Annotated in this window: 15 protein-coding genes; 6 read left to right on the top strand and 9 right to left on the bottom strand. The window is 72.6% G+C overall.

The features are described from left to right. Positions 1–25: 25 nt before the first annotated feature. Positions 26–436 (top strand): RidA family protein, encoded by a 411-nt coding sequence (locus tag HZS56_RS22855; RefSeq protein ID WP_216722646.1) that lies wholly within the window; start codon positions 26–28, stop codon positions 434–436. Positions 437–583: 147 nt separating this feature from the next. On the opposite strand, the gene HZS56_RS22850 is transcribed toward HZS56_RS22855, so the two are convergent. After that, complete coding sequence (locus HZS56_RS22850; protein WP_216722645.1) at positions 584–1687, bottom strand: medium chain dehydrogenase/reductase family protein; 1104 nt, start codon at positions 1685–1687, stop codon at positions 584–586. Between the two features lie 309 nt (positions 1688–1996). On the opposite strand from HZS56_RS22850, the gene HZS56_RS22845 reads away from it, so the two are divergent. Beyond that, positions 1997–2770, top strand: coding sequence for a polysaccharide deacetylase family protein (locus tag HZS56_RS22845; RefSeq protein WP_216722644.1), 774 nt, complete (start codon positions 1997–1999; stop codon positions 2768–2770). Here the strand turns inward: HZS56_RS22845 and HZS56_RS22840 are convergent. Then, a complete protein-coding gene (locus tag HZS56_RS22840) occupies positions 2743–3561 on the bottom strand; it encodes an Fpg/Nei family DNA glycosylase (RefSeq protein ID WP_216722643.1) in 819 nt (272 codons plus the stop codon). The two genes, HZS56_RS22845 and HZS56_RS22840, sit on opposite strands and share 28 nt — an antisense overlap. Before the next feature lie 232 nt (positions 3562–3793). Here HZS56_RS22840 and HZS56_RS22835 point away from each other — a divergent pair, with 232 nt between their 5' ends. Continuing rightward, positions 3794–4192: a TOBE domain-containing protein gene (locus HZS56_RS22835; protein ID WP_216722642.1), complete on the top strand. Its 399-nt coding sequence runs from the start codon at positions 3794–3796 to the stop codon at positions 4190–4192. A 15-nt stretch (positions 4193–4207) separates the two neighbouring features. On the opposite strand, the gene HZS56_RS22830 is transcribed toward HZS56_RS22835, so the two are convergent. After that, positions 4208–4726 carry a molybdopterin-dependent oxidoreductase gene (locus tag HZS56_RS22830; protein ID WP_216722641.1) on the bottom strand — a complete coding sequence of 173 codons (519 nt, stop codon included), beginning with the start codon at positions 4724–4726 and terminating at the stop codon, positions 4208–4210. 189 nt (positions 4727–4915) lie between these two features. Here HZS56_RS22830 and modA point away from each other — a divergent pair, with 189 nt between their 5' ends. The 3 genes from modA to HZS56_RS22815 are packed head-to-tail and all read left to right on the top strand — an operon-like array spanning position 4916 to position 7817. Then, complete coding sequence (modA, locus tag HZS56_RS22825) at positions 4916–5749, top strand: molybdate ABC transporter substrate-binding protein (protein ID WP_216722640.1); 834 nt, start codon at positions 4916–4918, stop codon at positions 5747–5749. Between the two features lie 35 nt (positions 5750–5784). Further along, complete coding sequence (modB, locus tag HZS56_RS22820; protein WP_216722639.1) at positions 5785–6642, top strand: molybdate ABC transporter permease subunit; 858 nt, start codon at positions 5785–5787, stop codon at positions 6640–6642. Then, on the top strand, positions 6639–7817 hold the full coding sequence (locus tag HZS56_RS22815) for an ABC transporter ATP-binding protein (protein ID WP_253914697.1): 1179 nt from the start codon (positions 6639–6641) through the stop codon (positions 7815–7817). Before modB ends, HZS56_RS22815 begins: the two co-directional genes overlap by 4 nt. Positions 7818–7840: 23 nt before the next feature. Here HZS56_RS22815 and HZS56_RS22810 read toward each other — a convergent pair whose 3' ends face one another. The 6 genes from HZS56_RS22810 to HZS56_RS22785 all read right to left on the bottom strand — a co-directional run bounded on the left by HZS56_RS22810 (position 7841) and on the right by HZS56_RS22785 (position 14241). Further along, positions 7841–8683: an ABC transporter permease gene (locus tag HZS56_RS22810; RefSeq protein ID WP_216722638.1), complete on the bottom strand. Its 843-nt coding sequence runs from the start codon at positions 8681–8683 to the stop codon at positions 7841–7843. Continuing rightward, entirely contained in the window at positions 8680–9711 is a 1032-nt protein-coding gene (locus HZS56_RS22805; protein ID WP_216722637.1) for an ATP-binding cassette domain-containing protein, read from the bottom strand. The genes HZS56_RS22810 and HZS56_RS22805 overlap by 4 nt, the downstream gene beginning before the upstream one ends. 75 nt (positions 9712–9786) lie before the next feature. Continuing rightward, positions 9787–10629 carry a DUF4097 family beta strand repeat-containing protein gene (locus HZS56_RS22800; protein ID WP_216722636.1) on the bottom strand — a complete coding sequence of 281 codons (843 nt, stop codon included), beginning with the start codon at positions 10627–10629 and terminating at the stop codon, positions 9787–9789. 103 nt (positions 10630–10732) lie between these two features. Next, a complete protein-coding gene (locus HZS56_RS22795) occupies positions 10733–11254 on the bottom strand; it encodes a hypothetical protein (RefSeq protein WP_216722635.1) in 522 nt (173 codons plus the stop codon). Between the two features lie 204 nt (positions 11255–11458). Then, the gene (locus HZS56_RS22790) at positions 11459–12751 is read right to left on the bottom strand and encodes a phosphatase PAP2 family protein (protein WP_308408135.1); all 1293 of its coding nucleotides are present in this window, start codon (positions 12749–12751) and stop codon (positions 11459–11461) included. 233 nt (positions 12752–12984) lie between these two features. Further along, the gene (locus tag HZS56_RS22785; RefSeq protein ID WP_216722633.1) at positions 12985–14241 is read right to left on the bottom strand and encodes an acyltransferase family protein; all 1257 of its coding nucleotides are present in this window, start codon (positions 14239–14241) and stop codon (positions 12985–12987) included. Positions 14242–14265: the final 24 nt, after the last annotated feature.

The raw sequence follows: 14265 nt of genomic DNA, 5'->3' as shown, positions 1-14265 counted from the left end.
CGGACCGAACAACAGGAGAGCGTCCATGGCCGTTCGGCACTTCACTCCGCGAGGCATGCTGCAACCGACTCCGTACCACCACGTGGCCGTCGGGACCGGCGCGACGCACGTCCATGTCAGCGGGCAGATCGCGCGCCGGGCCGACGGGACGCCGGTCGCGCCCGGCGATCTGGCCGGGCAGGTCTCCCAGGCGCTGCGCAACACCGCGGTCGGGCTGACGGGCGCGGGTGCGTCGTTCGCGGACGTGCTGCGGCTGACGTTCTACGTGACCGGGTGGCGTCCGGAGAAGATCGACGCCTTCATGGCCGGCGTGGAGGCCGTCGCCGGGGAGATCGGGCTCCCGCTCCCCATGCCGCCGGCGTCCCTGATCGGCGTGGACTACCTGTTCGAGCCGGACGTGCTCGTCGAGGTCGAGGCGACGGCGCTGGTCGGCTGAACGGGTCCTGCGGCGGGGCTCCCGGGGGGCCAGGGCGGGCACAGGGCGTGCGTAGGGCCTGCGCAGGGCAGCGTACGCACGGCGAGCGTGCGCAGGACGGGCGGACGTAGGGCGGGCGTGCGCAGGGCGGGCGTGCGCAGGGCGGGGTCAGGCCTCGACCGGTCCGGGGACGATGACGACCTTGCCGGCGACGGTGCGGGACTCGGCCAGCCGCAGGGCGGCGGCCGCGTCGGCCAGCGGGAAGGTCCCGGCGATCTGCGGGGTCACGCTGCCGTCGGCCAGCAGGCGCAGGACGCTGCCGAGGTCCTCGGCCAGGCGGCGCTGCCAGGAGGACCGGCAACGGCGGCTGCCCGCCCAGAAGTTGTAGAAGTGGGCGCTCCTGCCGTTGGGCATGGCGTTCCAGGCGCCGAGGCGGGCGAAGAGCTTGAGGACGGGGGCCTGGGAGTTGCCCTCCTCGTCCTTGGTCGCCGCGGTGCCGTAGGAGACGAGGGTGCCGCCGCGGCGCAGCAGCTTCCAGGAGTCCTCGATGCCGGGGCCGCCGACGTGGTCGAAGACCGCGTCCACTCCGTCCGGGGCGAGCTTGCGGATGCGGGCGTACATGTCCGGGTCGCGGTAGTCGACGGGGGTGACGCCGAGCCCCCGCAGCGCGTCGTGGTGGCGGGGGGAGGCGGTGCCGATCACGGTGATGCCGGCGTGGCGGGCGAGCTGGACGAGGATGGAGCCGACGCCGCCGTTGGCGCCCAGGACCACGATCGTGCCGCCGGCCTCGACCTCGGCGGTGCGGTGCAGCATCTGCCAGGCGGTGATGCCGTTGACGACGACCGTCTCGGCGGCGGACGGGTCGATGCCGTCGGGCACCGGCATCAGGTCGGCGGCGTCGACGAGGAGGTGGCTGGCCCAGGCGCCGGTCTTGGTGACCGCGGCGAAACGGCGCCCGACGAGCGCCGGGTCGGCCTGGGGGCCCGTCCTGACGACGGTGCCGACCAGGTCGTAGCCCGGCACGAAGGGGAACGGCGGCTGGTCGAAGTACTTGCCGCGGCGCATCTGCTGCTCGGCGAAGGAGACGCCGGTCGCCTCCATCCGCAGGACGACCTGGCCCTTGGCCGGAGCCGGCAGCTCGTGCGTGCGCAGCTGAAGGCCCTCGGGCTCGACCTCGCCCGGCAGCAGGATCTCGGTCGCGGTGACGGCGGTGCGGGCGGCAGCCGCAGTGCCTGCGGCACCGGCGGTGCGGGCGGTTGTGCTGTGGTTCATGGCGTTCCCCTTGTGACCGATCCGGTTCGGCAGCGAGTGTTTGCTTACAGTTGTAACCCTACGACCGTGCGGCCGACGCACGCAAGAGAGAACGCGGATAAGTTTTCGGCCGTAAGGTTACGGAGGATCGGTCGTCCGCTCCCGGGTGCCGTCGGGTTGTCCGCGAACCTCTCCAGAACTGTCCGCGAACCTCTCCGGGACTGTCCGCGATCCGTAACGGACGGATCGCCGGGCAACCTTTCGTCGTCCTGCCTGGTGGACTCGAGGTGATCGAGGGCGGGCGAGCAACTGCGGGAAGGCGGGGCGGACATGGCGCGGCACGGGGCGGGACGGGGCTGGTACGGCAAGGTGGTCGGGGGCGCACTCGGGGTGACGCTGCTGGCCGTCGGGGCGTCGGTGTGGACCGCGCAGGCCGACTCCGTCGGCAGTGCGGCACCGAAGCCGTCCGCGTCCGCCGGCCAGGGCGGCCCGGCCGAGTCCGTCGACGTGTCCATCGTGCACGCCTCGGACGCGGGGGCGCGCGGCGTCAACATCACCATCGACGACGGCCCCGACCCGACGTGGACCCCCCAAGTGCTGGACCTGCTCGACGAGTACGGGGTGAAGGCCACGTTCTGCGTGACGGGCGTCCAGGCGCAGACCTATCCGGACCTCGTGAAGCAGGTCGTCGCGGCCGGGCACCGGCTGTGCGACCACACCGTCTCCCACGACACGGCCATGGACAGGAAGCCCGAGTCCTACCAGTCGAAGGAGATCCTCGACGCCGAGCGCATGATCATCAAGGCGTCCGGGGGCGTACGGCCCCAGTACTACCGGGCGCCCGGCGGCGCCTTCACCCCCTACAGCCGCAAGCTCGCCGCCTCGCACGGGATGCGGCCGCTCGGCTGGAACGTGGACACCAAGGACTTCGAGCGGCCGGGCACGGAGGCCATCGTCGAGACCGTGAAGCGCGAGCTCTCCAACGGGCCGACGGTGCTCTTCCACGACGCGGGCGGCGACCGCACCCAGACCGTCGAGGCCCTGCGTCAGGTCCTGCCCTGGCTCAAGGAGCAGGGCTACTCCTTCGGGTTCCCGGTGCGCTGAGCCCCGGCGTCCTCCGGCTGGCACCGGGGACACCACACCGTGCCGCGGCCGCCGGTGCGCCCGCGACGCAGACCGGTGCCGCAGCGCGGGCAGACCGCGTCCGGGTCGTCGCGGTGGCCGGTGAGCCAGGAGCCGCGCGGCGGGACCCGGCCCTCGGGGACCGCGGCGCGCAGGGTGCGGCGCATGTCGGTGTGCAGGCGGCGGCGGTCGGCCGCGGTGAGGTCGGGCACCGGGTGGGTGGGGCGCAGCCGGGACCGCCACAGGATCTCGTCGGCCAGGAGGTTGCCGAGCCCGGCCAGGACGGTCTGGTCGGTGAGGGCGGTCTTGACGCTGCCGCGGCGCGCGGCCAGCGCGGCGTCGAACCCCTCACGGTCCACCGTCAGCGCGTCGGGACCCTGGCGGCCGAGCAGCCCGGCGACGCCCTCCTCGTCGTGGGCCAGCCACAGGCCCTTGAGCTTGCGCTGGTCGCGGTAGCGGAGCCGGTGGCCCCGGGAGAGGGTGAACAGGACCCGGTCGTGCGGGTGGAGGGGGTCGTCGGGGCGGCAGCAGAGCAGGCGGCCCGTCATGCCGAAGTGCAGCAGCAGGGTGGGGCCGCCGGTGCGCGCGAGCAGCCACTTGCCGTGGCGTTGCGCCCCGGTGAAGCGCCGGCCCTCCAGCGCGTCGTGCAGGCCACGCGCGCTCACTCCGTGCAGGACGCCCGTGTCACGGACCTCGACGTGGCGTACGGTCCTGCCCGTCGCGCAGGACTCGAACACCGCGCGGAAGCCTTCCACGTCCGGCAGTTCCGGCACGGGTGCCCCCTCTCCCGACGCCGCTCCCGGTTCCTGTCCCGGTTCCTGTGCTGACTCCTGTCCCGGTTCCTGTGCTGACTCCTGTCCCGGTTCCTGTGCTGACTCCTGTCCCGGTTCCGGTGCTGGTCCTGGTCCCGCCCGGTCCCGGTCCCGGTCCCGGTCCCGGTCCCATGGTGCGCCTGTCGTGGGCCGTGTGCATTCCGCCCGCCGGAGGTCGCCTATGTTGGCGGCCATGCAGGCATACACGATCGGCCAGGCGGCCCGGCTGCTCGGCGTGAGTCCGGACACCGCCCGGCGGTGGGCGGACGCGGGCCGGGTGGCGACCCACCGGGACGAGGGTGGCAGGCGGCTCATCGACGGGAAGGACCTCGCCGCCTTCTCCGTGGAACTGGCGCAGGGCGGCGGGAGCGGCGAGGAGGAGGTGTCCTACACGTCGGTGCGCAACGCCTTCCCCGGCATCGTCACCGCCGTCAAGCTCGGTGACGTGGCGGCGCAGGTCGAGATCCAGGCCGGCCCGCACCGGCTGGTGTCGCTGCTGACGCGGGAGGCCGTGGAGGAGCTGGCCCTGGAGGTGGGGATGGAGGCCACGGCCCGCGTGAAGTCCACGAACGTGCACATCGACCGCGTGTGAGCACCTCGCCACGCGTCACGGGCCGGGCGCCGGCCCCCGGCTCCGGAACGCCGCGTCCCGTGCGGGGAAGCGGCCGCACACCTGGACCGCCTCGACGCCACTGACGTACCGGCCCCCGCAACGGTCCTGGGGCAGCACCAGCTGGGATCCGGCGCGGTCGAGCGGGGTGCCGTCGAGGGTGGCCGCGAGGAGGACGGGAGCGCGGCCGAAGTCCGGGTCGATCTCCGCCCAGGACAGCAGGGCGTGGTGGCCGTCGGCCCCGCTCACGGCGATCAGGAAGCGCAGCCGGTCCTTGCGGCGACGGGGGTCGAAGTCGGGAGCGGCGTCGGTGAGGACGTCGTACAGCAGGGGGCCGGTGAAGCGGTGGTGCCGGACGCCGCTGGTCGCGCACTCGAAGGCGACCTGCGCCGTGTGCTGGGGCCAGGCGAGGAGGTCGGGGACCTTCAGCCGGGCCGGACGGTGCAGATCGCCGGTGATGACCATCTCTGCCGTCGGACCGGCGGCCGACACGGCGGCTGCGAGGGACTGGCTCACGGCTCCCACCTCCTTCCTGACGGTACCCGACACAGCACCCCGTACAAACGCACATGCCAGGCGATAGATCAATTGCGCCTGCTCATGCGAAGAGACAGGTGACTTACGGATGGCATCTGCGGCACTATCATCGGGATGACGGCGGGTTCCTTCGGGACCCGAGGCAGGACCTGAGGGAGTGGACCCGTGATGACCCGTTCCGCGCGCCGGACCCGCCGGACGCTTCAGCTGGCCGGAGCGGGTGCCGCCGCGCTGCTGGCGCTGAGTGCCTGCTCGTCCTCCGACTCCGGCTCCGGCTCCGACGCCGGTTCGGGCTCCGGGTCCGGGTCCGGCGGCTCGGACCAGGTGTCCGGGACCGTGAACGTCTTCGCCGCGGCCTCGCTCACGGAGAGCTTCACCGAGCTGGGCAAGACCTTCGAGAAGCAGCACCCGGGCACCAAGGTCGTCTTCAACTTCGGCGGCAGCGACTCGCTCGCCGCGGGGATCACCAGCGGGGCGCCTGCGGACGTGTTCGCCTCCGCCAGTCCGAAGACGATGAAGGTCGTCACGGACGCCGACGCCGCCGCCGGGACGCCCGCCACCTTCGTGCACAACCGGCTGGAGATCGCCACCCTGCCCGGCAACCCCGACGGCGTCTCCTCCCTCGGGGATCTCACCGGCGACGGTCTGAAGGTCGTGCTGTGCGACAAGACCGTGCCGTGCGGCGCCGCCGCACAGAAGGCGCTGACCTCCGCCGGTCTCGAACTGACCCCGGTCTCCTACGAGGAGGACGTGAAGTCGGCGCTGAACAAGGTCGTGCTCAAGGAGGCCGACGCGGCGGTCGTGTACAGGACCGACGTACAGGCCGCCGGTGACAAGGTGGAGGGTGTGGAGTTCCCCGAGGCGGCGAAGGCCGTCAACGACTATCCGATCACCCTGCTCAAGGACGCGCCCAACTCGGCGGCGGGCGAGGCGTTCATGGAGCTGGTGCGGTCCGCCGAGGGTCAGAAGGTGCTGACCGGGGCCGGGTTCACCGCGCCGTGACCCGTACGGATGGTCCCCGTACGAATGGCTCCCGTATGAATGTTTCTCGTACGGATAGTCCCCGTACGGCAGGTTCCCGTACGGAAGGACGGCCGCGGCGCCGTCGGTCTGTCGGGGGCGGGGCTCCGCTGCCGCTGCTGGTGCCCGCGCTGATCGGGCTGGCGTTCCTCGTGCTACCGCTGGTCGCCCTGCTGATCCGGGCGCCCTGGACGAGCATGCCCGAGCTGCTGACCAGTACCGAGGTCTGGCAGGCGCTCAGGCTCTCGCTGATCTGCGCCACGGCGGCGACCCTGGTGAGCATGGTGATCGGCGTGCCGCTGGCCTGGCTGCTCGCCCGGGTGGAGTTCCCGGGACGCGGACTCGTCCGGGCCCTGGTGACACTGCCGCTGGTGCTGCCGCCGGTGGTGGGTGGCGTCGCCCTGCTCATGGCGCTGGGCCGCAACGGGGTCGTCGGGCAGTGGCTGGACTCCTGGTTCGGCATCACACTGCCGTTCACCACCACCGGCGTGATCCTCGCGGAGGCGTTCGTGGCGATGCCGTTCCTCGTCATCAGCGTCGAGGGCACCCTGCGCGCCGCCGACCCCCGCTACGAGGAGGCGGCCACCACGCTCGGCGCCTCCCGCTTCACCGCGTTCCGCCGGGTCACGCTGCCGCTGATCGCGCCCGGTATCGCCGCCGGTGCCGTACTGGCCTGGGCGCGGGCGCTCGGCGAGTTCGGGGCGACGATCACCTTCGCCGGCAACTTCCCCGGCCGTACCCAGACCATGCCGCTGGCGGTCTACCTCGCCCTGCAGAGCGACCCGGAGGCCGCCATCGCCCTCAGTCTGGTGCTGCTGGCCGTGTCCGTCGCCGTACTCGCCGGACTGCGCGACCGCTGGATGACCGCCTCATGATCGACAACACCGACAACACCAACAACACCGCCAGCACCGCCAGCACCGCCAACATCGAGAACACCGAGAACATCGCCCCCGGGGACACGGCCGACGGGAACACCGCCGCCGGGGCCGACGCCGGTGCCCCGGCCGCCGGCGGGCTCGACGCGCGGCTCGTCGTCGAGCGCGGGGCCTTCCGGCTCGACGTGGCGCTGACGGCCGCGCCCGGTGACGTCGTCGCGCTGCTCGGCCCCAACGGCGCGGGCAAGACCACCGCCCTGCGCGCCCTCGCCGGCCTCGTCCCGCTCTCGGACGGCCACCTGCGGCTCGACGGTACGGAGTTGGACCGTACGCCGCCCGAGGCCCGGCCGGTCGGCGTGGTCTTCCAGGACTACCTGCTCTTCCCCCACCTGACCGCGCTGGACAACGTGGCGTTCGGGCCCCGCTGCCAGGGCGCGTCCAAGGCGCAGGCACGGGAGCGGGCCGCCGGGTGGCTGGAGCGGCTGGGCCTCGCCGAGCACGCCGGCGCCAAGCCGCGCCGGCTCTCCGGCGGCCAGGCCCAGCGCGTCGCCCTCGCCCGCGCCCTGGCCACCCGGCCCCGGCTGCTGCTCCTGGACGAACCGCTCGCCGCCCTCGACGCCCGCACCCGCCTGGACGTCCGCGCCCAGCTCCGGCACCACCTGGCCGACTTCGAGGCCGTGGCCGTACTCGTCACGCACGACCCGCTGGACGCCATGGTCCTCGCCGACCACCTCGTCGTCGTCGAGGACGGCCACGTCGTCCAGGAGGGCGCCCCCTCCCACATCGCCCGCCGTCCGCGCACCGACTACATCGCCCACCTGGTGGGCCTCAACCTCTACCGGGGGCGGGCCGAGGGGCACACGGTACGACTCGACGGCGGGGCCGCGATCACGGCCGGCGAGGAACTGACCGGGCCGGCGTTCGTCGCCTTCCCGCCCAGCGCGGTCACCCTGCACCGGGAGCGGCCCACGGGTTCCAGCGCCCGCAACCTCTGGCGCTGCGAGGTGGCGGGCCTGGAGACCCACGGCGACCGGATCCGCGCCGACCTCACCGGCGAACTCCCGCTCGCCGCCGACCTGACGACGGTCGCGGCCGCCGAACTCGGCCTGCATCCGGGGGTCACCGTCTGGGCCACCGTCAAGGCGACCCAGACCCACGCCTACCGGGACTGAGCGACCGCGGCAGGGGCGGCCGGTCACTTCCGGCCGCTCTTGTCGAAGACCGAGCGCGACCAGAAGTAGCCGAGTGCGCAGAGCGCCAGGCACCAGGCGGGCGCGAGCCACCCGTTGTGGCCGATCTCCGTGCCGAGGAGCAGGCCGCGCAGGGTCTCGATGGCGGGCGTGAAGGGCTGGTACTCGGCGACCGGCTGGATCCAGCCCGGCATCGCGTCGATGGGCACGAAGGTGCTGGAGACGAGCGGCAGGAAGATCAGCGGCAGCGCGTTGTTGCTGGCGGCCTCGGCGTTCGGGCTGATCAGGCCCATGCCGACGGCGATCCAGGTGAGGGCCGTGGCGAACAGCGTGAGCAGTCCCAGGGCCGCGAGCCACTCCAGGGCGGTGGCGTCCGTGGACCGGAAGCCGATCGCCGCGGCGACGGCCCCGACGAGGACGACACTGACGACCGACTGCAGCACGCTGCCGATCACGTGCCCGGTCAGCACGGAACCGCGGTGGATGGGCATGGTGCGGAAGCGGGCGACGATGCCCTCGGTCATGTCGTTGGAGACGGAGACCGCGGTGCCGACCGTGGTGCTGCCGATGGTCATGAGCAGCAGGCCCGGCACGAGGTAGGCGACGTAGGCGGAGCGGTCCGCGCCACCGGCGCCTCCCGGGCCCGTGCCTGTGCCCATGCCCATGCCCATGCTGCTCATGCTCATGCCCGCGCTCATCGTGTCGCCGAAGACGTAGACGAAGAGCAGCAACAGCATGATCGGGGTGAGCAGCAGGTTCAGGGTGAGGGAGGGGTAGCGGCGCGCGTGCAGGAGGTTGCGGCGCAGCATCGTGGCGGAGTTGCGTACGGCCGGGGCCGGACTGCTCATCGGGCCGTCTCCTTGGTCAGGGCGAAGAACACGTCGTCGAGGTCGGGCGTGTGGACGGTGAGTTCGTCCGCCTCCACGCCCGCGGTGTCGAGGCGGTCGAGGAGCGAGCGCAGCGCGCGCTGGCTGCCGTCGCCGGGGACCTGGAGGGTGAGGTCCGCGTCGTCCCGGGTGCTCTCGGGCAGGGCGGCGGCCGCGGCACGGTAGGCGTCCGGGGCGGTGAAGCGGAGCCGGACGTGGCCGCCGGGGACGAGGCGCTTGAGTTCGCCGGGGGTGCCCTCGGCGGCGATCCGGCCGTTGTTCAGTACGGCGACGCGGTCGGCGAGTTCGTCGGCCTCCTCCAGGTACTGCGTGGTGAGGAAGACGGTGACGCCGTCGGTGACGAGTTCGCGGATGATCTGCCACATGTTGTGGCGCGAACGCGGGTCGAGGCCGGTCGTCGGTTCGTCCAGGAAGATGACGCGCGGACTGCCGACCAGGGTCATGGCGATGTCCAGTCGGCGCCTCATGCCGCCCGAGTACGTGGACGCGGGCTTCCGCGCCACCTCCGTGAGGCCGAAGCGCTCCAGCAGCCCGGCGGCGACGCGCCGTCCCTCGCGCCTGGGGAGCAGGTGCAGGTCGGCCATGAGGAGCATGTTCTCCTCGCCGGTGATCAGCCCGTCCACGGCCGAGAACTGCCCGGTGACTCCGATCGCGGCACGCACCCGCCGACCGGCGGTGGCGAGGTCGTGTCCGGCGACCTGCGCCTGCCCGCCGTCGGCGGAGACGAGGGTGGACAGGATCTGCACGGTGGTGGTCTTGCCGGCTCCGTTGGGTCCCAGCAGGGCGAACACGGAACCGGCCGGGATCCGCAGGTCGATGCCGTCGAGGACGGTCTTGTCGCCGTACGCCTTGCACAGACCGATGGCGGAGACCGCCGATACGGGCGGTAAGGCGGAGACGGAGCCGGAGCCGGAGGCGGCGGAGACGGAAGAAGCCGAAGAGGTGGCCGGGGGCGGCTGTGTGCCGCCGTCGTAGCTGGATGTGGGCATGACAGACACGGGGACGGGTTCCTCCCGTTCGAAGGGTGGGTGAGGCAGTGGGCCGTCGCCCGGGGAGCGGTGCGGTCAGACCCGGGCGCGGCGGACGTCGACGTTGCCGTACCGGGTGCGGGCGCGGATCCTGACGGTCTCCTCGGACTTCTCGGGGGCGCCGGACTCGGTGAGCCCGTTGCGGACGTGCCCGCCGCGGGAGCTGATGTCGAGCCAGGCGGCGGAGCCGTCGCGGACGCCGACCTCGATGGCTCCGTAGGCGGTCTCCAGGCGGACCTCTCCGCGGGCCACTTCGTCCACGCGCAGCGTGCCGTGGGCGGTCGTCGCGACGAGCGAGGCCTCGGCGCGGGCGATGCCGATGTCGCCGTTGGCGTGCTTCACCCGCAGGTCGCCGAGGGCGGCGCCCACGGTCGTGGAGCCGTGCGAGTTCTTGAGGACGGCCGGGCCGTCGACGGTGCCGACGCGCACGCTGCCGGAGCTGGTGGCGATCTCGGCGGCGCCCTCTACCCGGTCCACGGTGACCGAGCCGTGGGAGGCGGTGAGCTTCAGCGGCCCGGTCGTGTCCAGGCGGACGTCGCCGCCCGACGTCCGCACCCGGACCTCGCCGAGCCGGCCCTCGCCGAGCACCTGGGTCCAGGAGCCGTCCATCTCGACGCGTGAGCCCGTGGGCAGTTCCACCGTCACGTCGACCGTGCTCATGGGACCGATGAAGCGGCGCTCCTTGGTGGCGATCGTCAGGACGCCGCCCGCATAGGAGACCGTGGTCTGCTCGGCGGCCCGTACGTCCCGGTCCCGCTTGGGGTCGCCGGGCCGCACCTCGACGACCGTGTCGAGTCGGTCGCTCGCGGCGAACCGGACGGAACCGGCACCCACGTGAGCGGTGACGGCGATCGGTTCGGGAGTGTCGTAAGAAGGCATGGCTGTACCGTCCTCGTGAGTCCTGGGAGCGTCCTCGCTGGTGGGACGCGGTATGACGTACTGCGAAGTGGGCGTGACGCGACGTGGCGTGCGCGGTGCGCGGCTAGCGCACCCAGCCCGTGAAGCTCTGGCCGACGGGACGTACCGGCCCCGTCGCCCGGGGGGTGCCGCCTCCGTCGACCGCGGCCGACACGGCCCGCACCAGCCAGGCGTTGACCGACAGGCCCTCGCGGTTCGCGGCCTCCTCGGCGCGTGTCTTCAGGTGGGCGGGCAGGCGCAGGCTGACGCGGGCGTTGCCGCCTTCGTCGCCGTCGGCGGGCGACTGCGTTCCCGGCGCCTCGACGGGCGCGGCGACCGGCTCCGCAGCTTGGCCGGCATCGGCGGGCGGCGGCGTCACCACGAAGTCGGGGTCGAGCCCGCGCAGCCGTACGTCGACCGAGCCGGGCGCGAGGTCGCGGGTGATCTCGTCCATCGCGGCGGAGAGCACGTTGAGCATGGCCAGCCGGGCGGCCGACTCCAGCGGCGCGACCAGCCGCTCGGCCACTTCACGGGAAGCGTCGCCACCGGCCTCGGCGGCCACCGCGAGGTCTCGGCGAAGGCTGTCGACATACGGGGTGAGGTCCATGACGCCATGGTGGCACCATCATGGCGTCATGCGCAACCCTTCATGGCGCCGCGCGTGGCACCACCACTCCTGCAAGCCTCCAACCTGCGGAAACGCCGGGAAACGCGAAGCGGAAGAGACCCGACAGGCCCCCGAGAGGCGCCACCGCCCCACCATTTGGCGCCACCGTGGCGTCGAGTGACGCCATGTGGCACCACTGTGGGGTCAGGCCGCTTCGAGGCGCGGTTCGGGCCGCGTCACGGCGGGCAGGGTCTCCGGCTCCGCCCAGTTCCTCGTGGTGCGCACATAGCCGTGGACCACCGAGCCCATGGCGAGCAGCAGCAGGGGGCCGAACACCAGGGGATGGCGGGCCATCTCGACCGGCAGCCAGCGGGACGCGGCCAGCACCGCCGCGAAGACGGCCACCCCGTGGGCGACCAGCCGAAGTCCCGCGGGGTCCCAGCCGCGGTCGAAGGAGCGCAGGGCCGCCTCCACGGTGACGGCGAACACCACACCGGCGACGAGGTCGATGCCGTAGTGATAACCGAAGCCCAGCGTCGCGGTGAGCGTGGCGACGAGCCAGAACGTGCCCGCGAAACGCAGAATGCGCGGCCCTTTCCGGGAATGCAGGAAAATCACCGTGGCCCACGCGGTGTGCAGACTGGGCATGCAATTGCGGGGGGTGACCCCGTCGTAGGTCCAGGGTTTGGGCGGGCCGACCGGCGGGAGCGTGTCCGGCCACAGCGGCGCGATCGCCCACTGCTCACCGCCCGTGCCGAAGGCCCCGGAGCCGTAGGTGAAGATCGGACCGACCACGGGGAAGATCATGTAGATGCCGGGCCCGAGCAGGCCTATCAGCAGGAAGGTGCGTACCAGGTGGTGGCGCGGGAAGCGGCGCTCGGCGGCCACGTGACGCAGCTGGTAGAGGGCGACGACGACCGCGGCCACCGCGAGCTGCACGTAGACCCAGTCGAGCAGGTGGGTGCCGACCGGCCCCGAGGCCCTGACCAGCCGGCCCACCAGCCAGGACGGGTTGCCCAGCGCGTGGTCGGCGACGGCCACGTAGGGGTCGAGCACCGCGGGACGGGTCTTCGCGGTGATCAGCAGCCAGGCGTCCCCCGTCTTCCGGCCGGCCACCAGCAGGAGACCCAGTCCGGCGCCCTTGAGCAGGAGGATCCGTTCCGCGCCGGTGCGGCGCGTGAGGGCCGTGACCGCGCAGCCGAGGACCGCCCAGAGCGCCCCGTTGCCGAAGGCGTGGCCGCCGGTGACCGTGGCGTCCGCCATCCACCGCACCAGGGCCACCACGGCGTCGATCCCCAGGGCCGCGGCGAGTGCGACGAACCGCTGCCGCCAGGTCAGCACCACCATCGTCAACGCCAGGCCCGCGTACAGCAGCGGCCCCGACACGGGGGCGAATATCACCTCTTTCGCCTGATTGGTCATCGGCCCGGGCAGGCCGTAGCGCCGTGCGGCGACCTCCAGTGCGACGAGGAACCCGAGGGTCGCCACACCCGCCACGGCCCAGAGTCTTACCCGTGGCCGATGCCAACCTATTCGCGAAAGTATCGGTGAAGGCATGTATCTCAATCTTCATTCTTTTCGGCTGTTTTCAGCCGTTGTGCCAATTCAGCCGATTCAGCCGCTTTCAGGCGGATAATGACCTTTCGGTCAACGGGAATGTTGCCGACCCGTCAGCTGGACAAGACGAAAAGATTACGCCAAGGGTTGCGACCCCCTTCCGCAGCGCACGGCTACAGCACACGGCGCGCACCCGGCAGCCGCCGCAGTCCCGCGGCGAGCAGGAACGCGGCCGGCACCGCGAGGACCGTCACCGTGATCCACAGGCCCGCCGCGGACGAGCTCCGGTCGGCCAGGGCGTACTGCACGGCGACCACCAGCGGCAGATGGACGACGTAGACGCCGTAGGAGTCCGCCGCCAGCTCCCTCGACCAGCGGGTGCCACCGGTCACCGCCGCGCGGAACAGCGTGAGCAGCCCGACGCACAGGGCCACGCACAGCGCGCTCTCGTACGCCGCCCACAGCGCGGCCGGTCCGTTCGCGCCGCCCGGTGCGAAGCTCCCGGCGTCGGCGCCGACCGCGAACAGCACCGCCACCCCGGCCGCTCCGCCGGCCAGCCACGTCCAGCCGACGCGGGCCTCGAAGCGGTCGAGCCAGTCGTGGCGGAAGGCGAGCAGGCCGGCCGTGAAGAAGGTGAGGTACTGCGGCACGCGCGCGGGCTCGACCTGGAGGAAGTCCAGGACGGGCACCCACTCGTCCAGCGGGTACCGCAGCCGGACGAGGAAGGTGGCGGCGGCGACGAAGACGGTCAGCGCGGCGAGCGCGAGATGGCCCGGCGGGGGCAGGCTGCGGCGGACCCGCAGGCGCAGCAGGCCGCCGAGGCGGCGCAGGACGACGTACACGACGGTGCAGGCGAGGAGGTTCTGGACGAACCACAGGTGCCCGAACTGCAGGTCCGGCCAGGAGGGCCCGGTCCAGCCCGCCGGCTTGTCGCCCAGCCCCAGGTACACGTCGGCGAAGTAGCGCGGGAAGGACAGGGACGGGTAGCCGCGGTAGTGCACGTAGTACGCGTACATCAGCCCGGGGACGATCGTCAGCGCGCCGACGAGGACCGGGATGCCCAGCCGTACGAGCCGGCCCGTCAGGAACCGCCGGGCCCCGCGGCGCTCGTACGAGCCGGGGACGAAGACGGCGGAGACGAAGAAGAACAGGCTCATGAAGAAGGCGCCGTCGACGGCCGACAGCGTGGCGAGGGCGGCGTTGCGCGGCTCGCCCTCGACGTACCACCAGTCGGCGGGGCCGTACGGCTGGGCGGCGTGGTGGACCACCACCAGCACGGTCAGGGCGATGCGCAGGTTGTCCAGCCAGTCGAGACGGCGGCCGCCGGGCCGGGGGCCGGAGGAGGGCGGACCCGGACTCCCGGCGCGGGAGGGCTGGTCGCCGGATGCGCGGGAGGGCGCGGGATCGGCGCCCGATTGGTGTGTGTACATGTGTTGAGCATCCTCAACACATGT

The organism is Streptomyces mayonensis (assembly GCF_018982965.1).
Classification (GTDB): Bacteria; Actinomycetota; Actinomycetes; order Streptomycetales; family Streptomycetaceae; genus Streptomyces; species Streptomyces mayonensis.
The sequence above is the reverse complement of the archived record's forward strand: the minus strand, read 5'-3'. Positions and strand labels throughout refer to the sequence as shown.